The organism is Bacillus cereus group sp. MYBK14-1, assembly GCF_051916885.1.
In the GTDB taxonomy this organism is placed as follows: domain Bacteria; phylum Bacillota; class Bacilli; order Bacillales; family Bacillaceae_G; genus Bacillus_A; species Bacillus_A cereus.
In genome coordinates this window covers 18,760-39,345 of the sequence record NZ_JBQAHM010000007.1, presented here as the reverse complement: position 1 = coordinate 39,345, position 20,586 = coordinate 18,760, and the positions used below count along the sequence as shown (strand labels likewise).

Genomic DNA, 20,586 nt, shown 5'->3' with positions numbered 1-20,586 from the left:
TTAAAATGGTCTATCACACTTGCTTTAATATTCGGTTAATTTCTCTTAAAACTTTGATCGCTCTTGGATCACCATTCTCCGCTTTTTCTAAGATGATATGTAACTTGTCTTCACGTATTTCAGCAGTTGAAATTAACTTATTAACTGATACTTCGCTCACACGTATTCACCTCAACCCTTTGAATATCAAAAAAATCACTTATCTTTAAATTTGATAAAACTTCTAATTTTCACGTTTGCTCACGCTTTTTATTTAATTTTCTACTTTTACCAACAATCCATAATTTGTTTAATTGCTTCCATCGTCGGCTCATAAAACCAGTATCTTTTTCCACCAGGTTTACGACGTTCGAATTGTTTGACTCTCGGATCTTGAAGTATATCAAGTTCGAGGCTGGATTTAGAAATGCACGTTAATTCAGCCATTTTATTAATATCAATTGTAAAAAATGTTTGATGGATACTCTCATCAATTTTCTTTTGGATGTAATCACGCAACTGTTTTTGGTCAACATCAACATTGATTGTTGCTAATTCCATATTGAATCTCCCTTCTATTTTGTTTGCTGTCACCAACCACTTTGATAAAAAAAATATCTTCTATTTTGAGATTCAAACCATTAGAAATTTTTGTCGCTACTACTGGTGATGGATTACGATCCCCTTTTAGAATTTGACTTAAATAAGCATGAGAGAAACCATTTTCTTTAGAAAAACTTCTTAAGCTTTTACCTGTTTTAGCAATTAAAAGCCTAGTTGTTATTTCATCTTTCAATTTTATTTCAATCATTTTTTCTCACCAACTTTTTCTTTGCTTGGTCATAGTATACAATCTATCGTTTGGTGTCGTCAACCATTATTTTAAATTTGTTTGACATAAATACCACCCTAAAGTAAAATTTAGACAAATAAATAAAAGAAGGTGATTAAGATCGAATTAGGTGAATATATAAAAAAGATTCGTACGGACAAAAAGCTTTCATTAAGAAAAGCAGCAGAATTAACAGGTATATCGCATCCTTATTTATCACAATTAGAGACAGGTAGTCATAAAAAACCATCAGCAGAAATATTAGAGAAAATAGCTGAAGGATTAGATATTCATTTTAATTATCTGTCTTATCTAGCTGGTTATATTAGTTATCCAACTATCGAAAATGATGAAACTTTAACAAATGAAGAAAAAGAAGAGCAGATAAAAGAAGCAATTCATAAAATACCTGGTAACATTTTTGATGATCCTTTTAATTCTTCAAAGACAATACCGTTAACTTCATTTGTGCCTAAATTCATAAATATTATGGATGAAGAAGACGGAGTAGAAAGTCAGATTCTTACTAAAAATGAACATCTATTTGATCTACATTATCTACTGCAGATGGACGTAGACATTTGCTATGACAAAAAAACCTTAACTAGTGAGAATAAAAAAGATATCTTAAAGTTTATTGAAAACTTCATAATTAAATAATTATAAGTATCCTTTCCCTTTTAATAGCGTTTGCTCACGCACGAAAGGGTAGATAAATAATGAAACTAAATAAAACAAAGAAAGATCCTGAATTATACTATTATTTCAATGCCAAAGGTATAAAACTATGGTGTTTTAGGCATAGATACTACGATTCATTGGGGAAAAGGCGAGAAAAATACAAACAGGGTTATAAATCTGAAAATGAAGCTTACCGAGGGCTACTTGAAGTTAAGACAAGTATCTTAAATGGCGAAGTTAAACAGGTTAAAAACTCCAATTTAACTATTTCAGAATGGTTAGATATATGGTACGAAACTCATAAAAATGAATGGAAAATCTCTTCATGTTCACAACGAGAAAATGCTATTAAGTATCAAATGAAGCCACTGCTCGGTAAATATAAATTAGCTGAATTAGATAAGTCAACTTACAAGCGTGTTTATATTAATGAACTATTAAAGAAATATAAACCTAGTACCGTTCAACTTTTTCACAGACTTTTTAAAATCGCAATCAATGCAGCTGTGGATGATGAACTTATTCCTCGTAATAGATTTAATAAAATTACAATACCAAATGAAGAAAAGACAGTAGAAAACTTCTTCACAGCTGAAGAGTTAAATGAATTCATAGCAGCTGCTAAAAAGCACGAGAACATTACAAACTATAGCATAATTTTGTTACTTGCTTTCACTGGATTAAGAAAAGGTGAGGCACTCGGTTTACAGTGGAAAAACATTAATTTCGAAGAAAAAACTCTAACTGTAGAACGCACTCGTGATAACAAGGGAACACGCACACCCAAAACTAAAAATAGCTTCCGTACGATTTTAATTGATGATACTCTCATTAATCAATTGAAGGCATATAGAACATGGTGTAAAAAAACAAAGCTCTCTTTCGGCCTGCACTTAAACGATGATGATTTTGTTTTCATATCTTATCAATCTGGAACACCTATAACAGATAACCCTTTAATGTATAGTTTTCAACGCATATTAAAACATACAACTTTGAAAAAAATCACTCCACATGGTTTAAGACACACACATGCAACATTATTAATTAGCCAGCGGATACCAGTAAAAGTTATTGCTGATCGTTTAGGTAATACACCGCAAATGATTTTTGATATATATGGTCATTCATTTAAGGAATTAGAAGAAGAGTCAGTCGCTGCATTTAGTACAAGTTTACTTACAGCTGGGGGAACTTTTGGGGGGGATTTTTAAAATCATGCCTCGAAACCTTGATAATATAAGGGTTTTTAATACTAAGGAGTTCTACTCTCGTTAATCTCGGTACTCTGCAAAGAGTATTATTAAAAGCCTTAGGAACCTTGTTTATCAAGGGGCCTGGGCTTTTTTTATTGAATATAGCCGATTATATGTATAAAAACAAAACAATGTAACAAAATAAAACTTAACCCTCTCTCTAGAATTTCATCCATTTTTTATCCACATTAATAAAAACCTCCCCCCTTCTTCTAACACTTAAAAACACTACATTCTATCCCATAACTCATTTTTCTTTGCTGTACTCTCCTTTTGTTAACATGATTTTTACAACGTATTTATTTGCACATAATCTATACCTTCCCTTTTTCTATTTACATTCAACTAAAAAACCTCTTCATCACCCGAGCATCCGAATGAGATTAAAAAACTTAATGAACAAGTTTTGTTTTCAGAATAATTAGAACATTACATTTACAACCTCTTCCTTAAATTGGTATTATTTTTTTGTAAGGGGGAGGGAAAGTTCATGTCTTTAAATATGTATCTCGGTGAAGTACAAACTCAAACAGAAAGTATGAACGCTTTCTGTACCGCTACTATTCAAGGTATGGAACAAATTATTCATTCTATTGATGCTTTTGCATTGGATACTGTTCTACAAGGACAAACATATAGCAGTGCAAAAGCATATTTCTTACAAACTTTTCATCCGTTAGCACAAGGAATCATTTACTTATGCGAAGAATTAATCCGTCAGAATAATGCTTTTCCAAATCAATTTCAATCACAGGTCGCTTCTACAGATATAATTGAACAAGAGATATTAGAACAAATTCGGGAAATTGACCGAATGATAGCAAGTACAGAAGCGCTCAACCAAACTATGCCGATCCCAGGTATGGACGCTATGGTAAATCTTTTTACTGTCATGAGGCAAAAACTGCAAGAAAAATTAGAACATCTATATGAATTTAATTATACTTCTAGTAATAATTATGATACTGCACTCCAACTAGCCGCTAGCATTGCGACAGGTTTGGCGGAAGTTCAAAGTGGAAAAGGTTTTAGTCCTGCAAGTGGTACATTTAGTACGCAAGGGTTGAATATGGAGTGGACGGGTCCTATTCAAGCAATTACAGCAAGTAAAGCACAAATTGAAAAAGCAATTGCTTTACGAGAACAAGAAGCCAATAGACCATGGTATGAAAAAACAGCTATCAGTACTTGGGAATTTATGAAAGAATTTTTTCAAGGCGCTGGCAGCGCGGCTTTCGAAAGCGTTATTGGACTAGAATCACCTGATAATGATGAATTAGAAAGCAAGTTAACTTATCAAGCGGGAAGGTTCACGGGAAATGTTATAGCAGGGGCGGCTTCCATTATAGAAATTCTAGAAGGCCTTACCGTCATAGGCGGCTCTAATTTTTTAACTCTAGTCGCAACAGTAGGAACTGGTGGATTAGCATCACCAATTGCTATTACGTTTGATGCAGCTGCTACAACGGCTGGAGTTAGTCTTGTTGGACATGGTGTATTTGTTGGGCGTAATGCAATTCAAAATGGTAAGGATACTCTTCAAAAGTTCCACTCTTCTTCTAATGGGACTAGTGGTAGAATAAAGGAGAAAGCCGATGCTAACAACCTTCAAAAATCCCAGTCTTCTAGCGAGGTTGGTAATAGTGTTAAGAATACAGAAAAAATACGGATTGTTGATGAAAAAAAACAATATAATGTAAACGGAAAATGGTTAACAGATAAACAATTTTCAGCTCTTCGCCAGAAAGCTGTTCGCCACGCATGGAGACAAGAGAAAGAATTAATTAAAAAAACTGGAAAAGGAACGAGAGATTGGACCCCTGCAGAAAAACTAGAGTTATTACAAACAGGAAAAGTGAAAGGCTACGAGGGACAACATATGAAATCTGCTAATGAATATCCTGATTTTGCTGGTGAACCAGATAACATTCAATTTTTAAAGGGAAGGAATATGGATGTAAACGAACATCTTGACGCCCATCGTGGGAATTATCACAATCCTACAAATGGCTACTATACTCCTAAGAATGATAGTATGACTGACTTTGGAGACGTTGCGCCTTGGAAACATGAATAGAGGGAGATGGTTTTATGCTAAGAAAATATTATTCAAAAAACAATCATTTACAACCATTTTTTGAGGAAGTTAATAAATATGTAGATGGTATTCACAACCTAAATAATGGAATCAGCTTAGAAGATATAACAAGCCTTCAAAATGAACTTAACATTCAAATTCCTGATATATATAAAGATTTTCTCCAAGTGTGTAATGGTGGAGAATTATTTATACCTGGAACAGTCCTGTCAGAAATTCATACAGCTGCTGGGGGCCCAAAACAGCGTGGTGGCTCCTATCTAAATGATTCGTTTAAAAAAGAACGAAGACCGACAAAGATGCCAGACACGTATTTAATCATCGCAGATTTAAACTATGGTGACTCGATATGTATAGACTTAGAATCAAGCAATGGATACGATGCAACGGTAATACAATGGGATAGGGAGACTCACAGCGTTTCTAGATCATGGAATGGTTTGGTGGAATGGTTAATGGATACCTTAGACGAAGGATCATTACTAGTAGATTATGATGGTAATGAAAAAGATTTAGACTTTTAACATGAATAGTAAAAGTGGAGCCACAAGAATTAATTCCTATCTATTCATAATTTCATATTCAAGAAAAACAATATTATTTTAAATATAAAAAAAGAAAATCCGACTCACAAGAGCCGGATTTCTTCATTTAACTAAAATTTATACCGTTCTATTCGATTTCGAACGTTTAATTGCGCAGGATAGACTAACAACACCTCATTGGAAAAACTCGCTCTAAAGTGGACAAAAAGAGATAATGAGTATTTGATAAAAGGCGAAATACCAAAAGACTATTTCAAAATTCATGAATAAGAAGGTGCAAATATGAAATTATACTTTAAAGATACTGAAATAGGTGAAATTAGAGACATTTTTGCAGAAACACCATGGATGTCTGGAACAATACATTTAAATGATAATAGTAAACCCTATCAAGAATATTTTCGTGAAATGGTAGACGAAGACAGTACTTTTGGCTTTGAAAGTATTGACCCTGAATTTCTAGACGATGAAAATTGGTCCGTTTTCGATGAAAACGAAGGGAAATATTTAGGAATCGGCATTCCAGCAATCCACATTGAAGATACCACGATTGCATGGCGATGGAGATAAAAATCACACAAAGAAAAACACCTGATTAATATTTAAACTAACGTTTACGCTAGCTTGCTCCTTTGTTTCGAATCAAATATCATGGAAAAAGAATATTTGATTTTACTGTTGAAAATATTATAACTAAGATACTTCAAAATGAACTGTATCAAGCAAATTATACATTTGTAAAGACTTCAATTTCACGTACGAAAAAAGAAACAAATTCAGGGAAAATTTTGAGACGTATTTGAAAGAAATGAAAGGTAAATATGCTATTAGGATTAGATTTAGGGAGGAATAATTGATGGCATATGATTTAGAACTTGAAATAAAAGAGGTACTTGAGAAAATTAACTTTGTAGAAAGATATAAAGCTTTATCAGAAAAATTTTCTAATAGTGAAACTACATTTGAAAACTATGAAAATGAAAAAGTATTTGAAGTATTCGAGTCTCTTGGCTATAAAGCTCGTTACAATAAAAAAGCAGACTTTTTTATTGTAGGTGAAGTAAAAAACAAAGATAGCTACGCCTTTAGATTTAACATCAGCTTAAAATATGGTGTTGCTGAATTGATTTGGGAAGCATGGCATAATGATGAAGTTAGAGTTGGAGACCCTTGGGACATATTTATAAGATTGTTATCAAATGACACGGAAAAAGTACTCGTATTATATTTCCACAGTTACGATGAACTCAAAGAAATCATGAAAATTGCCTTTGAAATGTACGAAGATTTTAAGCGAGAATTAATTCCTATTTATTCATAATTCAAAAAGCTACCGAAGACGCCAAAACAGTTACTTCGAGTAGCTCTTATTTATATATATTAAAATTATTTATTTTCCTCTTTCTGAACATATACATAAGCATCTTTCTGCTCTTTATGTACATCCACCTTAGAATTCTCTGCAAGCTGACCCGCATTTAGCAAAGAAAAAATAATGAGCGCTTCTAGTGACATTTTGTTTTACCACTCCTTTCTAGTTATTATACATTTATCATACCGCTTACATGTGATTTCCGTATGAACTCGAAAAGGAGATTAAAACAAAAAAGCTTTGAGGAATTTCCTCAAAGCTTTTTATTTATTAGTAACGAATTAAGAAATATTTCTTCTTACCGCGGCGAATGATTGTGAATTTACCTTCGATGCGGTCGTTTTCTGTTACAACGTAGTCTAACGCTTGTGTACGCTCACCGTTTACGTAGATTGCGCCGTTCGTTACATCTTCACGTGCTTGACGTTTTGATGGAGAGATTTTGCTTTCTACAAGTAAGTCGATTAATACTGTATCTTCTGCAGTACGTTCTACAGATGGTACGTCTTTGAATCCTTGCTCGATTTCGCTTGCAGTTAGTTCTGCTACAGAACCGCTGAATAATGCAGCTGAAATTTTAATCGCTTGCTCTAATGCTTCTTCGCCGTGAACAAGTTTTGTCATTTCAGAACCTAATGCCTTTTGTGCTGCACGTTTTTCTGGCGCTTCAGCTACTTGTTTTTCAAGCTCAAGAATTTCTTCATGAGATAAGAATGTGAAGTATTTTAAGTATTTAACAACGTCGCGGTCATCTGTGTTAATCCAGAATTGGTAGAACTCGTAAGGAGTTGTTTTCTCTGGGTCTAACCAAATTGCGCCGCCTTCTGTTTTACCAAACTTCGTACCATCAGATTTAGTAACTAGTGGAATTGTTAAACCGAATGCTTTCGCATCTTCTTCTGATTTACGGATTAATTCAAGACCAGCTGTAATGTTACCCCATTGGTCACTACCACCGATTTGCAGACGGCAATTATGTTGTTGGTATAAGTTTAAGAAGTCGTATGATTGTAAAATCATGTAACTGAACTCAGTGAATGAAATACCAGTTTCTAAACGAGATGCTACTGTATCTTTTGCTAACATATAGTTTAAACCGAAGTTTTTACCGATATCGCGTAAGAATGAAATTACATCTAAGCTACCAAGCCAGTCGTAGTTGTTAGCCATCGTTGCTGGGTTGTCCACGTTTTCAAACTCTAAGAAGTTTGAAAGTTGGTTTTTAATGCTTTCTGTGTAGTAAGCAACTGTATCTTTCGTATTTAATGTACGCTCTGCTTTTTTACCACTTGGATCACCGATCATACCAGTACCACCGCCAACAAGTGCGATTGGTTGGTGACCAGCTAATTGGAAACGACGTAACATTAATACTGGTAACATATGACCGATGTGTAAGCTATCCGCTGTCGGGTCGAAACCACAGTATAATTTAACGCTTTCTTTTTCTAATAATTGCTCAAGGCCCTCAGCGTCTGTTTGCTGATTAATTAGACCGCGAAATTCAAGATCTTGTAAAATACCCATATCCTACATACTCTCCTTTAAGTTCATTACTGGCGTGAAGGTTAAAAACATAAAAAAATCGCCCCTTCAAATAAGGGACGATTTTGATTATCGCGTTACCACCCTAGTTGTAGACCAAAAAAAGCCTACCACCTTATTTACATAACGGCTTAGCACCGTCTCTTCCCTTTTGAATACAATTCAATCGAAAAAAGATGCTCTAGGGGCGTAATTCGCGATCATCTATGTGCTGATTTTCACCGGCCATCAGCTCTCTAAAACAGGGAAATGATCACTACTTCTCCCTTTCCACGCTCAATTATTCATATACTTTTCTTTATACCATCATTTATATAGGCGTGTCAAATAAGGGCCGGATTTCTCTCCTTGTCAATCCTTTACAACGCCATAAAGAGTATCGTAATAAGGGAAAGAATTGGAATACCAACTAATAACGATACGTGAAACACAACTGATAAATCATTCCCAATCGTCGCCTCTACAGGATCTTTCGCTGGAGAACCAAGAAATCCGATTAATCGATCGAAGCGACTTACCGTTTTTGGAAAGTCTGGTATTTCTACATGATCACTATCTAAATGTTGCTTTAACTTATATTCACTTTTAAAGGGATTTTCGCTCAATTTCGTCCACCTCCAGCAACTGTTTCAATTTCTTTATTCCGTTATGAAGTCTCGATTTCACTGTTCCAATCGGAATGTTTAATATTTCTGCAATTTCTTTTTGCTGCATATCATGATAATAAGAAAGAATGAGGACAGCCCGCTGTTCTTCCGGAACTTTCAAAATTGCTTCTCTTACTGTGAGCCGATCTTCGTGAGAAAACTCGTTTTCCTGAATCGGCACTAAAAACGGCAAAAGTGTACGCCACTTTTTTCTTCTATTTAATTTATTAATCATAAGACGGTAACCGATTTGGAATAAATACGTTTTTATTTTACCTTTCTCAGGTTCATACATATGTTTCTTACGCTCTAGCGTCAAAAACGTATCTTGTACAAGGTCGATACTTAATTGTTCATCTCGATTAAATCGATATAAAAATATGTATAGCGCTGGTTTGATTAAAACATATAGTTTTTCCCCAGCCTGCTTATCTCCACTTTGATACGCAAGCATGAGCTCCTCCTCAATCCCAATCTGCGCCATGATTTTTGATCTCCTTTATCCCTTTTAACGTTAATGAAATGCGGGAAATTAAATATGCAATTGCAATGAAAACCCACAATTGTGATTGATTTGTAAAAAATTGAACATATGGGTTTTGAATCGTAAATCCCATTGCAACTAAAGTATTTAACGCTTGCACACATATGCATGCATACAACGCAAGGCAGACAGAAATAGTGTCAAATACATTCCAGCGAAAATACACTTTTGTTTTTGTAAAATCAATTTTATATCCATTTTTCCGTACTATATGTTTTCTATCAAATGGAATAATGATTGAAAACAGAACACCCATTATAACTCCAGCTGTCAGCATTGATACTCTATATCCAATTGGTATCGGTAAGAAAAGACCACAAGAAAATACAACTATAATTCCAATTACAGCAAAAGTAAGAAGTAATTTATTAGACATATAAAAGCCTCCCTCATCTATTCTTTCATAAATGTATACAGACGAGGAAGGCACTTCGTTCAAATATTATTTTAGTTTTTTTATAATCTTTGCAGGATTCCCGCCAACTACTACATTATTAGGCACATCTTTCGTTACGACAGCACCAGATGCGATCACCGCATTGTCTCCAATTGTTACACCTGGATTAATAATTGCTCTTCCGCCAATCCATACGTTATCGCCAATTGTAACTGGTTTTCCGTATTCTGATCCGCTTATACGCTCTACCGGATCAAGTGGGTGCGTTGCTGTATAAATGTGAACACCTGGAGCTAACATACAGTTCACTCCGATTGTTACCGGGCATACGTCTAAAATCGTACAGTCAAAGTTCGCGTAAAAATTTTCACCGACATGAATGTTATAGCCGTAATCACATCTAAAAGAAGATTCAAGATGAATATTATCTCCTGTCGTTCCGAATAATTCTTTTACGATTTCGCTACGCTCTTTTAATTGCTCTTCTGGCGTATCATTTAATTTTCTCGTTAATATACGTGCTTGCTCTCTTTCTTGTACTAAAACTGGATCAGCCGGTATGTACATTTCTCCTAGTATCATCTTTTCCTTTTCTGTTTTCATCATACTATCCCCTTTAACTTATATATACAAGTTCATGATATCATAAAAAAGAAAGGCCTGAACATTTTTCGTTCAGACCTTTCCCTCTTAATCTTCCATCGTTGATAAGTCACCTGTTGGTAAATTCAGCTCCCACGCTTTTAATACGCGTCGCATAATTTTACCACTTCTCGTTTTCGGTAATTTATCTCTAAATTCAATTTGTCGTGGCGCTGCATGAGCTGCTAGGCCTTTCTTTACAAATTGACGAATTTCTTCTTTTAATTCATCAGATGGTTCGTATCCTGCTCGAAGTGCGATAAATGCTTTAATAATTTCGCCGCGCACCGGATCAGGAATACCAATTACACCAGCTTCTGCAACAGCAGCATGCTCGATTAATTTACTTTCTACTTCAAACGGACCAACGCGCTCACCTGACGTCATAATTACATCGTCGATACGTCCTTGGAACCAGAAGTATCCATCTTCATCCATATAAGCAGAGTCACCTGATACGTACCAATCTCCCGGCATGAAATAAGATTCATATTTTTGCTGGTTATTCCAGATCCCGCGCATCATAGATGGCCAACCTTTCGCAATTGCTAAGTTACCCATTGTGTAAGGAGGCACTTCATTTCCTTCATTATCAACAATCGCTGCTTTCACACCTGGAATTGGTTTACCCATTGAACCTGGACGGATTTCCATACAAGGGTAGTTACAAATTACTTGTCCACCTGTTTCTGTCATCCACCACGTATCATGAATACGAAGTCCAAATGCATTCATACCCCAGCGAATTACTTCTGGATTTAACGGCTCACCAACGCTTAATACGTGACGAACTTGTGATAAGTCATATTTTTTAATTGCGTCTTGTCCAGCTCCCATTAACATACGGAATGCTGTTGGTGCGCTGTACCAAACCGTCACACCGTAATCTTGCAGTGCTTCATACCAAGCTTCTGGACTAAAGCGTCCACCTAAAATAACATTTGACGCTCCAACTAACCACGGTGCGAAAATACCGTAAGCTGTTCCAGTTACCCAGCCCGGGTCAGCAGTACACCAATATACATCGTCTTCTTTTAAATCTAATACCCACTTCGCCGTTTGATAGTGCTGAACCATTGCGTTTTGCGCATGAAGCACACCTTTTGGCTTACCAGTAGAACCAGACGTGTAATGTAGAATCAAACCGTCTTCACGGCCTAACCATTCAATATGTAATTCTTTTGAAGCTTGTTCAAATAACGGATTGAACGCTACCGTTTTACCGCCTTCTTCTACATTATCTCCAATAAGGAAAACTGTTTTTAAAGCCGGTAAATCATTTAATGGTACGCGCTCTAATAATTCAGGCGTTGTAATTAACACCTTTGCTTCGCTATCTTCTAAGCGATCGCGAACTGCGCCTTCCATAAATGCTTCAAATAGCGGTCCAACAATTGCTCCTAATTTCACTGCACCTAAAAGTGCGAAATATAACTCTGGAGAACGTGGCATAAAAATAAAAACGCGATCGCCTTTTTCTACATCGCCATAATTCTTAAGGACGTTTCCTGCTTTATTAGAAAAATCCTTCATTTCCTTAAATGTATATTTCTCTTTTCGCGATCCATCTTGATAATAAAGAGCTACTTTATTCTTTCGATCGGATTTCGCATGCTTATCAATTGCCTCATACGCCATATTTACTCGGCCTGTTTCATTCCAAGTAAAGTTTTTATTAACCTCTTCCCAGTTAAAATTCGCGTATGCCTCATCATAATTCGGCAAATTATTTTCTCCTTTAATGACAGGAAGCGTTTCTACTTTCATACTTTACATCCCCCTCCTATGTATTCTATTATCTATTATAATGACATTATTTAAAATTTTCAGTATATTTGTTGATTTTTAGACAAATTTTTAATGACAAATTTCGATTCACATCGCATATATTATAAAGTACGATATTAATAGATTCACAAACCCTCAAGGTGGTGAGCAATACATTGATTCATAAAAAAATATATAATGCTAGAAACTTAAAAACAGCGAAAGGCACTTTAATTATTGAAGGTCCTGTCTCTACACATAACTTAGAAATGTATGAGTTTCATCCAGACTTAATTGCGTTTCGTCCTGCCGAGCAACAATATAAAGCAATTGTCGAAATTTCTAAATTACCAGAAGCTCGTCTCATTATTGCTAGACATGACCAAACAATTGTTGGATATGTTACATACTTGTATCCTGATCCACTTGAACGATGGTCAGAAGGAAAAATGGAAAACTTAATTGAGCTTGGGGCAATTGAAGTAGTCCCAGCCTTCCGCGGGAGTTCTGTCGGAAAGAACTTACTAGAGGTTTCTATGATGGACGATTATATGGAAGATTACATTATATTGACGACTGAATATTATTGGCACTGGGATTTGAAACAAACAGGATTGAATGTGTGGGAATACCGAAAAGTAATGGAGAAGATGATGAATGCTGGCGGGTTACAATGGATGGCTACAGACGATCCTGAAATTTGTTCACATCCTGCCAACTGTTTAATGGTCCGCATCGGTAAACGCGTTGATACGGATTCTATTCAAGCTTTTGATCGTCTACGTTTTCACAATCGTTTTATGTATTAATAAAGGGGGCAACTGGAATGATTGTAGAAGAAATTATGAATCAAAATGTAGTTACATTACATCCAAACGATACAATCGAAACAGCAATCCGAACGATACGCACGAAAGGCATTCGGCACATTCCAATTGTCGATCAAAATAATCACGTCGTAGGCATTATTTCTGATCGGGATGTAAGAGATGCAAGTCCGTCTATTCTAGATGAACAAGTTTCACTCGATATGCTACAGCAACCGCTCGAACTTATTATGAAACATCCTGTTATGACTTGCCATCCTCTCGATTTTGTTGAGGAAATTGCTACTTTATTTTTTGAAAATAAAATTGGCTGTCTTCCTGTTACAAAGGCCGGGAAGTTAGTTGGAATCATTTCTGAATCTACAGTATTACACACGTTAGTAAAATTAACAGGAGCACATCAACCAAGTTCGCAAATTGAAATTCAAGTAAAAAACGAACCTGGTATTCTTGGAAAAGTCGTTGCTATTTTTAGTGATTTACAAATAAATATCGTGAGCGTTCTCGTCTATCCAGCAAAAGATGAGAATGATAAAGTACTCGTTTTCCGCATTCAAACGATGAATCCTCTAAAAGTGATTGATGCACTTGAAGCAGAAGGCTACCGCGTATTATGGCCAAACATCATGGGGATGCAGGCATGAGTAGCGCGTTTATTTATTCGGATGACTTCCGGGGCTATTCATTTAGCCCTGATCATCCTTTTAACCAACTGCGCGTCACACTTACGTATGATTTATTACAAAAGGGCGGTTTCATCTCTCCCTCTCAAATCATCTCACCACGGACGGCTACAGATGAAGAAATCGCCTACGTTCATACAGAGGAGTACATAAATGCGGTAAAACGTGCTGGAGAAGGAAAGTTAGAAAAATCAATTGCAATGACATATGGACTCGGAACAGAAGATACACCGATGTTCCCAAATATGCACGAAGCAAGCGCATTGCTCGTTGGTGGTACATTAACAGCTGTCGATGCTGTTCTTTCTGGGAAAGTAAAGCACGCTCTCAATTTAGGTGGCGGCTTACATCACGGCTTTCGCGGCAAAGCATCTGGCTTTTGTATTTATAACGACAGTTCTATCGCAATGAAATATATTCAAAAGAAATACGGTTTACGCGTCTTATATATTGATACAGATGCTCATCACGGTGATGGCGTACAGTGGTCGTTTTATGATGACCCTAACGTATGCACCATTTCACTGCATGAAACTGGTCGCTATTTATTTCCTGGAACTGGCGCTGTAAATGAACGCGGACAAGGTAATGGCTATAGTTATTCTTTTAACGTTCCACTCGATGCTTTTACAGAAGATGAATCGTTCTTAGAATCATATCGAACTGTTGTAAAAGAAGTTGCAGCGTACTTTAAACCGGATATTATTTTAACGCAAAATGGTGCTGACGCACATTATTATGACCCACTTACGCATCTTTGTGCGACAATGAATATTTACCGCGAAATACCGAAGCTCGCTCGTGAAATTGCTAATGAATATTGCGACGGTCGCTGGATCGCTGTCGGTGGCGGTGGCTATGATCACTGGCGCGTCGTTCCAAGAGCTTGGGCACTCATTTGGCTCGAAATGAACAACATCCAAAACATCTCAGGTTATCTCCCTCCAGAATGGATTGAAGCTTGGAAAGGACAAGCAGAAACAGAACTTCCCCTCACATGGGAAGATCCAGACAACATGTATAAACCTATCCCCCGTAAACCAGAAATTGAAGAAAAGAATGCATTAACTGTAGCGAAATCCCTTGAAATTATTCGGAATAATATGACAAAATCTTTGTACTAAACGAAAAGGAGGCTCGTTTTTGAATAGCCTCCTTTTATTTATTGTCGGTTTCTGTCGGTAAGTCGATATATTTTAATAATCGCTGATATATTTCGAAATGCGCCGATATATTTTCATTTCATAACAGCCTGGCCCAACTTTTATGAGAAAAGGTAGTGATATTATGTGGAAACGACAAATGATCCACACGAAACGTGGTACATTTGAACTCTTTACAAAAGGAGATGGCGAATCGCTTTGTATTACACATCACTATTCACAATTTAATGAAACTGGTGATTACTTTGCGGATGTTTTTACTGCTACGCATCGTGTATTTCTCATTAATTTACGAGACGCTGGTAACTCGTTAAAAGCCAATTCAGAAAAAGAATTAAGCATGATTGAAACAATCCACGACTTGGAAGCCATACGAGAAGCATTACAACTTCCAACATGGCATTTCGCTGGCCATTCAACAGGTGGTATGCTTGGACTTTTATATGCAATTACATATCCACATTCCTTACAATCATTAGTCGTAGCAGGAGCTGCAGCAAGTAACTATACCGAAACACCATTCTGCATTTATCACCCAGCACATCCACAGTTTCATTATATGCAAAAACTCATCGAAAACTTAAAAAGCCCTCACCTTACAAATGAAGAACGGAAAGAACTATCTACTAAGAGAACAAAATTATCATTGTATAAACCAGAAAACTACAACTCTTATTTTTGTAAACCAATCAATAAAACAATGTCCATTAGCCGGATGAATGCTTTCGCCAATGAATATCCTTCATTTGATTTAAGAGAGAATTTACCTTCCATCCAAACAAAGACACTTATTATATGCGGAAGATATGATGTACAGTGCCCAATTCAATATTCTATCGAGATACATGATGGGATACGTAATTCTATCTTCATTCCATTCGAAAACAGCAACCATTATCCTTTTTTAGAAGAAGCTGCTCAGTTTACTTCTACTACTCAAACATTTTATAAATCGTTATTACCATTATTATCAATAAAAACTAAACACTGACAAAAATATCATAGCCTCTATACGACTATGAGCTTTTTTCAAATGAAATATTTCACACTAAAAACAACTAAAAAAACAAAAGAAATAACAACTAAACCCACATCAAGTAATACCGACTTTTTATCTCTATCTTTTAAACTTACCTTAGAGCTAGAAATGCTTTTAATTACCCAAAAGATCGCAAAAAAGAACCAACCGAAATGATCATTCGTAGAATCTTCATCATAAAACATTTGTATTGCACCAATAATCAATAAGATAAGTACGATATTAGTTCCAATCTTTAAAGTCTTATTTGATTTATTATCTTTTAATATATCCCCCAACATATAGCTCGCTCCCTATGCTCTCCTCTGTTTTGTTTCTCTTTACATTTTAACACAAATTACCTATTTCTTCCTTTTCATTCGAATAACATACAAAAAACCTGCCAATTACTCGGCAGGTATATTACACGTTAAAACGATAACCAGCTCCCCATACTGTTTCAATATATTGCGGGTGAGCAGGATCTCTTTCAATTTTTTCACGTAGTTTTCTAATGTGAACAACAACAGTAGCTAAATCACCAGCTGAGTCTAGTCCCCAAATGCGTTCAAATAACTGTTCTTTATTTAATACTTGGTTTGGATGTGTTACAAAGAATGTTAATAAATCAAATTCCTTCGTTGTAAATGCCACTTCTTCATTGTTTATAAAAACTTTTCTCGCTCGTTGATCGATAGAAATTCCGTGAATATATAACGTATCACGTTGCTTACTTACATTTCCTAATAATCTTTCATAACGGGCAATATGCGCTTTTACTCTTGCGACTAATTCACTCGGACTAAACGGTTTCGTTATATAATCATCCGCTCCTAATCCGAGTCCGCGAATTTTATCTATATCTTCTTTTTTTGCTGAAACAAGTAGAATCGGAATATCTTTTACAGCACGTATTTGTTTACAAATTTCGAATCCGTTCATTTTCGGAAGCATAATATCTAAAATAATTAAATCATAGTCTTCTTGCAAGGCTGTTTGTAAACCTATTTCTCCTGAATGCTCTACATCAACTTGGAAATCATTAATTTCTAAATAATCTCGCTGTAATTCTGCAATACTTACTTCATCTTCTATTAGTAAAATTCTTTTCAATTTACTCACCACATTCCTCTACTTTTTCCAATGAGAAGAAAATGCTTGTGCCTTTACCAAGCTCGCTTTCCGCCCAAATTTTCCCGCCATGTTCTTCAACAATTTGCTTCGCTATTGCTAAACCAAGTCCACTTCCACCTGTGCTAGAATTCCGCGATTGTTCTGCACGATAAAAACGTTCAAAGATATAAGGTAGCGTATCAGATTCTATACCTGATCCATTGTCCATCACTTTCACAATAACTTTATTATTATTACTCGATACTGTTACAGTAATTTTCTTCTCTTCTTTATCCATGTATTTCACACTATTATGAATTAAATTTGATATAACTCTATTTATCTTTTCGCAATCAGCCGTTACATATAGTGGTGATGCATGTAATTGCAAGTTAACTTCTATACCTTCTTTACTTAAATCCATTTGCATCTCTTCGATTAACTCTTGCATAAACATATTTAATTCAACCGTTTCAAACTGAAAGGGAACTCGATTCAAATCGAGCTTCGAAAACAAAAAGAGTTCATCAATGAGTGTGTCCATATGTTTTGCCTTCGTATGGATAGTTGTTAAATACTTATCCATTTTTTCTGGCGTATTTGCTACTCCGTCCTTTATTCCTTCTACATATCCGATAATTGATGTAATCGGTGTTTTTAAATCATGAGAGATGTTTGAAATAAGCTCTTTTCGATTTTCTTCATACTGTGTTTGCATCTCTATCGATTCTTTTAATCTCTTCCTCATTTCCTCAAATCCTTGATTTAATTGCCCTATTTCATCGTGTGATGTAACTGGTATTTGAAAATCTAAATTTCCTTCTTTAATTTTCTCCGTTGCGCCTTTCAATACAAAAATTGGTTTTATTACACTTCTTGAAACGAGGTAACTTAATAATCCAATGAGTAAAATGGCTAGTAGTAAGAGAGATACAAATAAGATTGGAAATAATTTTTGTGTAAGATCTACAAATGAACTTTGCTTTTTTAATACAAATATACTTCCCTCTTCTTCCTGAGGAAAATAAAAATCAAACTTTACATATCGATAAAATGTATCGCCTAGTTCCGTTGTACCACGACTATTAATATTTGCTGATTCAAATTTCGGAAGGGCTTCTTTTAAAGATACACTTTCAAATACGTTTGAAGCATATGAAAGTGTTTCTCCTTTTCTTACTACTATTTTCACACCCTCTTTTTCTATTGCTGAGACAAACGACTCATCTAACAATTGAGATTGATGCTGTTTAGCTGCTGACTTCAACTCAAGATAGGCATTCTCTTCTTCTGGTGTAAGCGGCTTTTGAATATAAGAACTTTTATAGAAATTTTTCACTGCTTCCAAGTCACCTGTTATCGAAAAAACGATTAAAAATCCCGCGACTAATATAAGCGTAATGGAAACGAGGATAACAGCAATATAAGAAAATAAAAACCTTATTTTAATAGACATATCTTAAATCCTCACTTTACCCCGCATTAACGGGCAGTAAGATCCCGACCTCAAAATTCAGAGAAAGCAAAGAAGTTAAGTGGGGGATCAACTGCCCATAAAAGCCCGATTGGTTCAACTAATAATCAGTGGGGGATGAACAAAACCCCCACTGATTAAAGTTTCACTTTATCAAACCTTATTATTTATAAGCATAAAAATATATGTTCAATTACTCAAGCGATTTTATAGTAATTTTAGCGTCAGTTTATAAAAATTTAATGTTCCTATTTTACAGTTGAAATTAGGAGGTTGAAATTCCATGTTCAAAAAAACATTCAGTATGATATGTTGCGTAATTTTTTTACAAGGATGCTCGCAAGAACAAGAAGTAAAAAAGGAGATGGCAAACATGGAGACTGCACTACTAGCAGCTACTGAAAAAAATGAAACGAATACTGTTATATCTTTACTAAAACAAGGCGCAAATATAAATGCGACGGATAGTCAAGGACGCACTCCGCTTATGATTGCTACATACAAAAATGATGTAAAAACCGCAAAGGAGCTTATCAAAGCCGGTGCTGACGTAAATATTCAAGATGACATGAAAAATAATCCCTTTCTATACGCCGGTGCGGAAGGTTACTTAGACATTTTAAAACTAACAATTGATGCTGGTGCAGATCCTACGATTACAAATCGTTACGGCGGAACAGCTCTTATCCCAGCTTCAGAACATGGCTATATTGACGTCATAAAAGAACTCCTCACTCGAACAAATATTGATGTAAATCATGTAAATAACCTGGGATGGACAGCTTTAATGGAAGCCATCGTACTAAGTAACGGAAACGAAACACAGCAACAAGTCATTCGCCTTCTTATTGAGCACGGTGCAGATGTAAATATTCCAGACAATGATGGTGTTACCCCGCTAGAGCATGCTCGCGCTCATCACTTTGAGGAGATAGAGAAGATTTTGTTAGAAGGCCGTAAGTAAAAAGCTAATTTTTGCCTTCCTCCCCCACCCTATGCTACATTTAAGCCGTTACATTAATATTAATAGGGTGGGAATAAACATGAACAAACCTAAAATTGGGATGATTGGACTTGGAAGTATTGCGCAAAAGGCCTATCTTCCAACACTTACAAAAGAAACTGATTGGAATTTTGTAGGGGCGTTTACACCTAACGCAGAGAAAAGAAAACAAGTTTGCCAGCAATACCGAATTCAAGACTTTCATTCTATTGAAATGTTAGCTTCGGAATGCGATGCAATCTTCGTTCATAGTTCAACTGCATCGCATTATGAAATCGTTTCTGAACTTCTAAAAAAAGGGATCGACGTTTATGTTGATAAACCGCTAGCAGCTACAGTGGAACAAGCTGAGCAACTAGTCGAGTTAAGCGAGAAGTATAACCGAAAATTAATGGTCGGATTTAATCGCAGATTCGTTCCTATGTATGTCGCTGCCAAAGAACAGGCTAATGATATTTCATGGATTCGAATTGAAAAGCATCGTACAAATAAAGTCGGGCCATATACGTACGACTTCACTATGTTAGATGATTATTTACACATTGTAGATACCGCTCGCTGGTTAGCTAATGATGACCTTAACGCCGTTCACAATATGATGCAAATCAATGAAAAGAATGAACTTCTTTACGGACATCATACATATACAACTCCAAGTGGACTGTTACTTTCTACTGCAATGCATCGCCATGCCGGTACAAATTTAGAACAAATTGAACTTGTAACGCCAGGGAAAATCATTCGCGTAAAAAATATGAATACATTTGAAATTGAACAGGAAAACTCAGTTTCACAAAGTGGTTCCCCATCATGGGATACGACGTTAAAACAACGTGGTTTTGAAGATGCTGTTCATCATTTTATTAAGTGTGTACAAGGCGATACAAAGCCTGTTGTAGATGGATTAGAAGGATTAAAAACGCAGCAAATGCTACAATCTTTACTAGATGATGTAAACAAAAATTAAAACGGATACATTTTTCAGAATTTACTTTCATTC

The 20,586-nt window shown here is 35.7% G+C and carries 25 protein-coding genes and 1 other annotated feature; of the genes, 12 read left to right on the top strand and 13 right to left on the bottom strand.

Annotated features, from left to right (window positions below):
• Positions 1-13 precede the first annotated feature (13 nt).
• From ACTFR3_RS18510 to ACTFR3_RS18500, 3 genes are all read right to left on the bottom strand, one after another.
• Positions 14-160: a hypothetical protein gene (locus ACTFR3_RS18510; protein WP_440044698.1), complete on the bottom strand. Its 147-nt coding sequence runs from the start codon at positions 158-160 to the stop codon at positions 14-16.
• 107 nt (positions 161-267) lie between these two features.
• The gene (locus tag ACTFR3_RS18505) at positions 268-540 is read right to left on the bottom strand and encodes a hypothetical protein (protein WP_440044659.1); all 273 of its coding nucleotides are present in this window, start codon (positions 538-540) and stop codon (positions 268-270) included.
• Positions 515-790, bottom strand: a complete 276-nt coding sequence (locus tag ACTFR3_RS18500) for a helix-turn-helix domain-containing protein (protein WP_440044658.1) — start codon at positions 788-790, stop codon at positions 515-517. The genes ACTFR3_RS18505 and ACTFR3_RS18500 overlap by 26 nt, the downstream gene beginning before the upstream one ends.
• 132 nt (positions 791-922) lie before the next feature.
• Between ACTFR3_RS18500 and ACTFR3_RS18495 the strand changes: the two genes are divergently transcribed.
• The 6 genes from ACTFR3_RS18495 (at position 923) to ACTFR3_RS18470 (ending at position 6,712) form a co-directional block, all read left to right on the top strand.
• Positions 923-1,471, top strand: coding sequence for a helix-turn-helix domain-containing protein (locus ACTFR3_RS18495; RefSeq protein WP_349302731.1), 549 nt, complete (start codon positions 923-925; stop codon positions 1,469-1,471).
• A gap of 59 nt (positions 1,472-1,530) precedes the next feature.
• Positions 1,531-2,706 (top strand): tyrosine-type recombinase/integrase, encoded by a 1,176-nt coding sequence (locus ACTFR3_RS18490; protein WP_440044657.1) that lies wholly within the window; start codon positions 1,531-1,533, stop codon positions 2,704-2,706.
• A gap of 532 nt (positions 2,707-3,238) precedes the next feature.
• Positions 3,239-4,825 (top strand): T7SS effector LXG polymorphic toxin, encoded by a 1,587-nt coding sequence (locus ACTFR3_RS18485; RefSeq protein WP_440044656.1) that lies wholly within the window; start codon positions 3,239-3,241, stop codon positions 4,823-4,825.
• A gap of 14 nt (positions 4,826-4,839) precedes the next feature.
• Positions 4,840-5,370, top strand: a complete 531-nt coding sequence (locus ACTFR3_RS18480) for an SMI1/KNR4 family protein (RefSeq protein WP_076875959.1) — start codon at positions 4,840-4,842, stop codon at positions 5,368-5,370.
• Between the two features lie 303 nt (positions 5,371-5,673).
• Positions 5,674-5,961, top strand: coding sequence for a hypothetical protein (locus ACTFR3_RS18475; protein WP_416809600.1), 288 nt, complete (start codon positions 5,674-5,676; stop codon positions 5,959-5,961).
• 286 nt (positions 5,962-6,247) lie between these two features.
• Positions 6,248-6,712 carry a hypothetical protein gene (locus ACTFR3_RS18470; protein ID WP_440044655.1) on the top strand — a complete coding sequence of 155 codons (465 nt, stop codon included), beginning with the start codon at positions 6,248-6,250 and terminating at the stop codon, positions 6,710-6,712.
• Positions 6,713-6,777: 65 nt separating this feature from the next.
• Here ACTFR3_RS18470 and ACTFR3_RS18465 read toward each other — a convergent pair whose 3' ends face one another.
• The 7 genes from ACTFR3_RS18465 to acsA all read right to left on the bottom strand — a co-directional run bounded on the left by ACTFR3_RS18465 (position 6,778) and on the right by acsA (position 12,305).
• Positions 6,778-6,906, bottom strand: a complete 129-nt coding sequence (locus ACTFR3_RS18465; RefSeq protein ID WP_000050944.1) for a hypothetical protein — start codon at positions 6,904-6,906, stop codon at positions 6,778-6,780.
• Between the two features lie 127 nt (positions 6,907-7,033).
• Positions 7,034-8,290: a tyrosine--tRNA ligase gene (tyrS, locus tag ACTFR3_RS18460; RefSeq protein WP_000512092.1), complete on the bottom strand. Its 1,257-nt coding sequence runs from the start codon at positions 8,288-8,290 to the stop codon at positions 7,034-7,036.
• Positions 8,291-8,360: 70 nt separating this feature from the next.
• Positions 8,361-8,590: a binding site (T-box leader), on the bottom strand.
• A 77-nt stretch (positions 8,591-8,667) separates the two neighbouring features.
• Entirely contained in the window at positions 8,668-8,913 is a 246-nt protein-coding gene (locus tag ACTFR3_RS18455) for a hypothetical protein (protein ID WP_001293779.1), read from the bottom strand.
• Positions 8,894-9,439 carry an RNA polymerase sigma factor gene (locus ACTFR3_RS18450; RefSeq protein ID WP_000057181.1) on the bottom strand — a complete coding sequence of 182 codons (546 nt, stop codon included), beginning with the start codon at positions 9,437-9,439 and terminating at the stop codon, positions 8,894-8,896. The genes ACTFR3_RS18455 and ACTFR3_RS18450 overlap by 20 nt, the downstream gene beginning before the upstream one ends.
• Complete coding sequence (locus ACTFR3_RS18445; RefSeq protein WP_000066456.1) at positions 9,420-9,875, bottom strand: hypothetical protein; 456 nt, start codon at positions 9,873-9,875, stop codon at positions 9,420-9,422. Before ACTFR3_RS18445 ends, ACTFR3_RS18450 begins: the two co-directional genes overlap by 20 nt.
• Positions 9,876-9,941: 66 nt before the next feature.
• Complete coding sequence (locus ACTFR3_RS18440; protein ID WP_002026426.1) at positions 9,942-10,502, bottom strand: maltose acetyltransferase domain-containing protein; 561 nt, start codon at positions 10,500-10,502, stop codon at positions 9,942-9,944.
• Positions 10,503-10,586: 84 nt separating this feature from the next.
• Positions 10,587-12,305, bottom strand: a complete 1,719-nt coding sequence (acsA, locus tag ACTFR3_RS18435) for an acetate--CoA ligase (protein WP_000862041.1) — start codon at positions 12,303-12,305, stop codon at positions 10,587-10,589.
• A gap of 176 nt (positions 12,306-12,481) precedes the next feature.
• Here acsA and acuA point away from each other — a divergent pair, with 176 nt between their 5' ends.
• From acuA to ACTFR3_RS18415, 4 genes are all read left to right on the top strand, one after another.
• The gene (acuA, locus tag ACTFR3_RS18430; RefSeq protein WP_000581388.1) at positions 12,482-13,114 is read left to right on the top strand and encodes an acetoin utilization protein acetyltransferase AcuA; all 633 of its coding nucleotides are present in this window, start codon (positions 12,482-12,484) and stop codon (positions 13,112-13,114) included.
• Between the two features lie 17 nt (positions 13,115-13,131).
• The gene (locus ACTFR3_RS18425; RefSeq protein WP_000634583.1) at positions 13,132-13,776 is read left to right on the top strand and encodes an acetoin utilization AcuB family protein; all 645 of its coding nucleotides are present in this window, start codon (positions 13,132-13,134) and stop codon (positions 13,774-13,776) included.
• A complete protein-coding gene (gene acuC, locus ACTFR3_RS18420) occupies positions 13,773-14,939 on the top strand; it encodes an acetoin utilization protein AcuC (RefSeq protein ID WP_017674370.1) in 1,167 nt (388 codons plus the stop codon). The genes ACTFR3_RS18425 and acuC overlap by 4 nt, the downstream gene beginning before the upstream one ends.
• A 142-nt stretch (positions 14,940-15,081) precedes the next feature.
• Entirely contained in the window at positions 15,082-15,969 is an 888-nt protein-coding gene (locus ACTFR3_RS18415) for an alpha/beta fold hydrolase (protein WP_002041890.1), read from the top strand.
• A 38-nt stretch (positions 15,970-16,007) separates the two neighbouring features.
• Here ACTFR3_RS18415 and ACTFR3_RS18410 read toward each other — a convergent pair whose 3' ends face one another.
• The 3 genes from ACTFR3_RS18410 to ACTFR3_RS18400 all read right to left on the bottom strand — a co-directional run bounded on the left by ACTFR3_RS18410 (position 16,008) and on the right by ACTFR3_RS18400 (position 18,565).
• Positions 16,008-16,298, bottom strand: a complete 291-nt coding sequence (locus tag ACTFR3_RS18410) for a hypothetical protein (RefSeq protein WP_000900162.1) — start codon at positions 16,296-16,298, stop codon at positions 16,008-16,010.
• Between the two features lie 121 nt (positions 16,299-16,419).
• Positions 16,420-17,109 carry a response regulator transcription factor gene (locus ACTFR3_RS18405; protein WP_001986686.1) on the bottom strand — a complete coding sequence of 230 codons (690 nt, stop codon included), beginning with the start codon at positions 17,107-17,109 and terminating at the stop codon, positions 16,420-16,422.
• Between the two features lies 1 nt (position 17,110).
• Positions 17,111-18,565 (bottom strand): ATP-binding protein, encoded by a 1,455-nt coding sequence (locus ACTFR3_RS18400; protein ID WP_440044654.1) that lies wholly within the window; start codon positions 18,563-18,565, stop codon positions 17,111-17,113.
• Between the two features lie 301 nt (positions 18,566-18,866).
• Here ACTFR3_RS18400 and ACTFR3_RS18395 point away from each other — a divergent pair, with 301 nt between their 5' ends.
• On the top strand, positions 18,867-19,547 hold the full coding sequence (locus ACTFR3_RS18395; RefSeq protein ID WP_440044653.1) for an ankyrin repeat domain-containing protein: 681 nt from the start codon (positions 18,867-18,869) through the stop codon (positions 19,545-19,547).
• Between the two features lie 79 nt (positions 19,548-19,626).
• Positions 19,627-20,553, top strand: coding sequence for a Gfo/Idh/MocA family protein (locus tag ACTFR3_RS18390; RefSeq protein ID WP_001039694.1), 927 nt, complete (start codon positions 19,627-19,629; stop codon positions 20,551-20,553).
• Positions 20,554-20,586 lie beyond the last annotated feature (33 nt).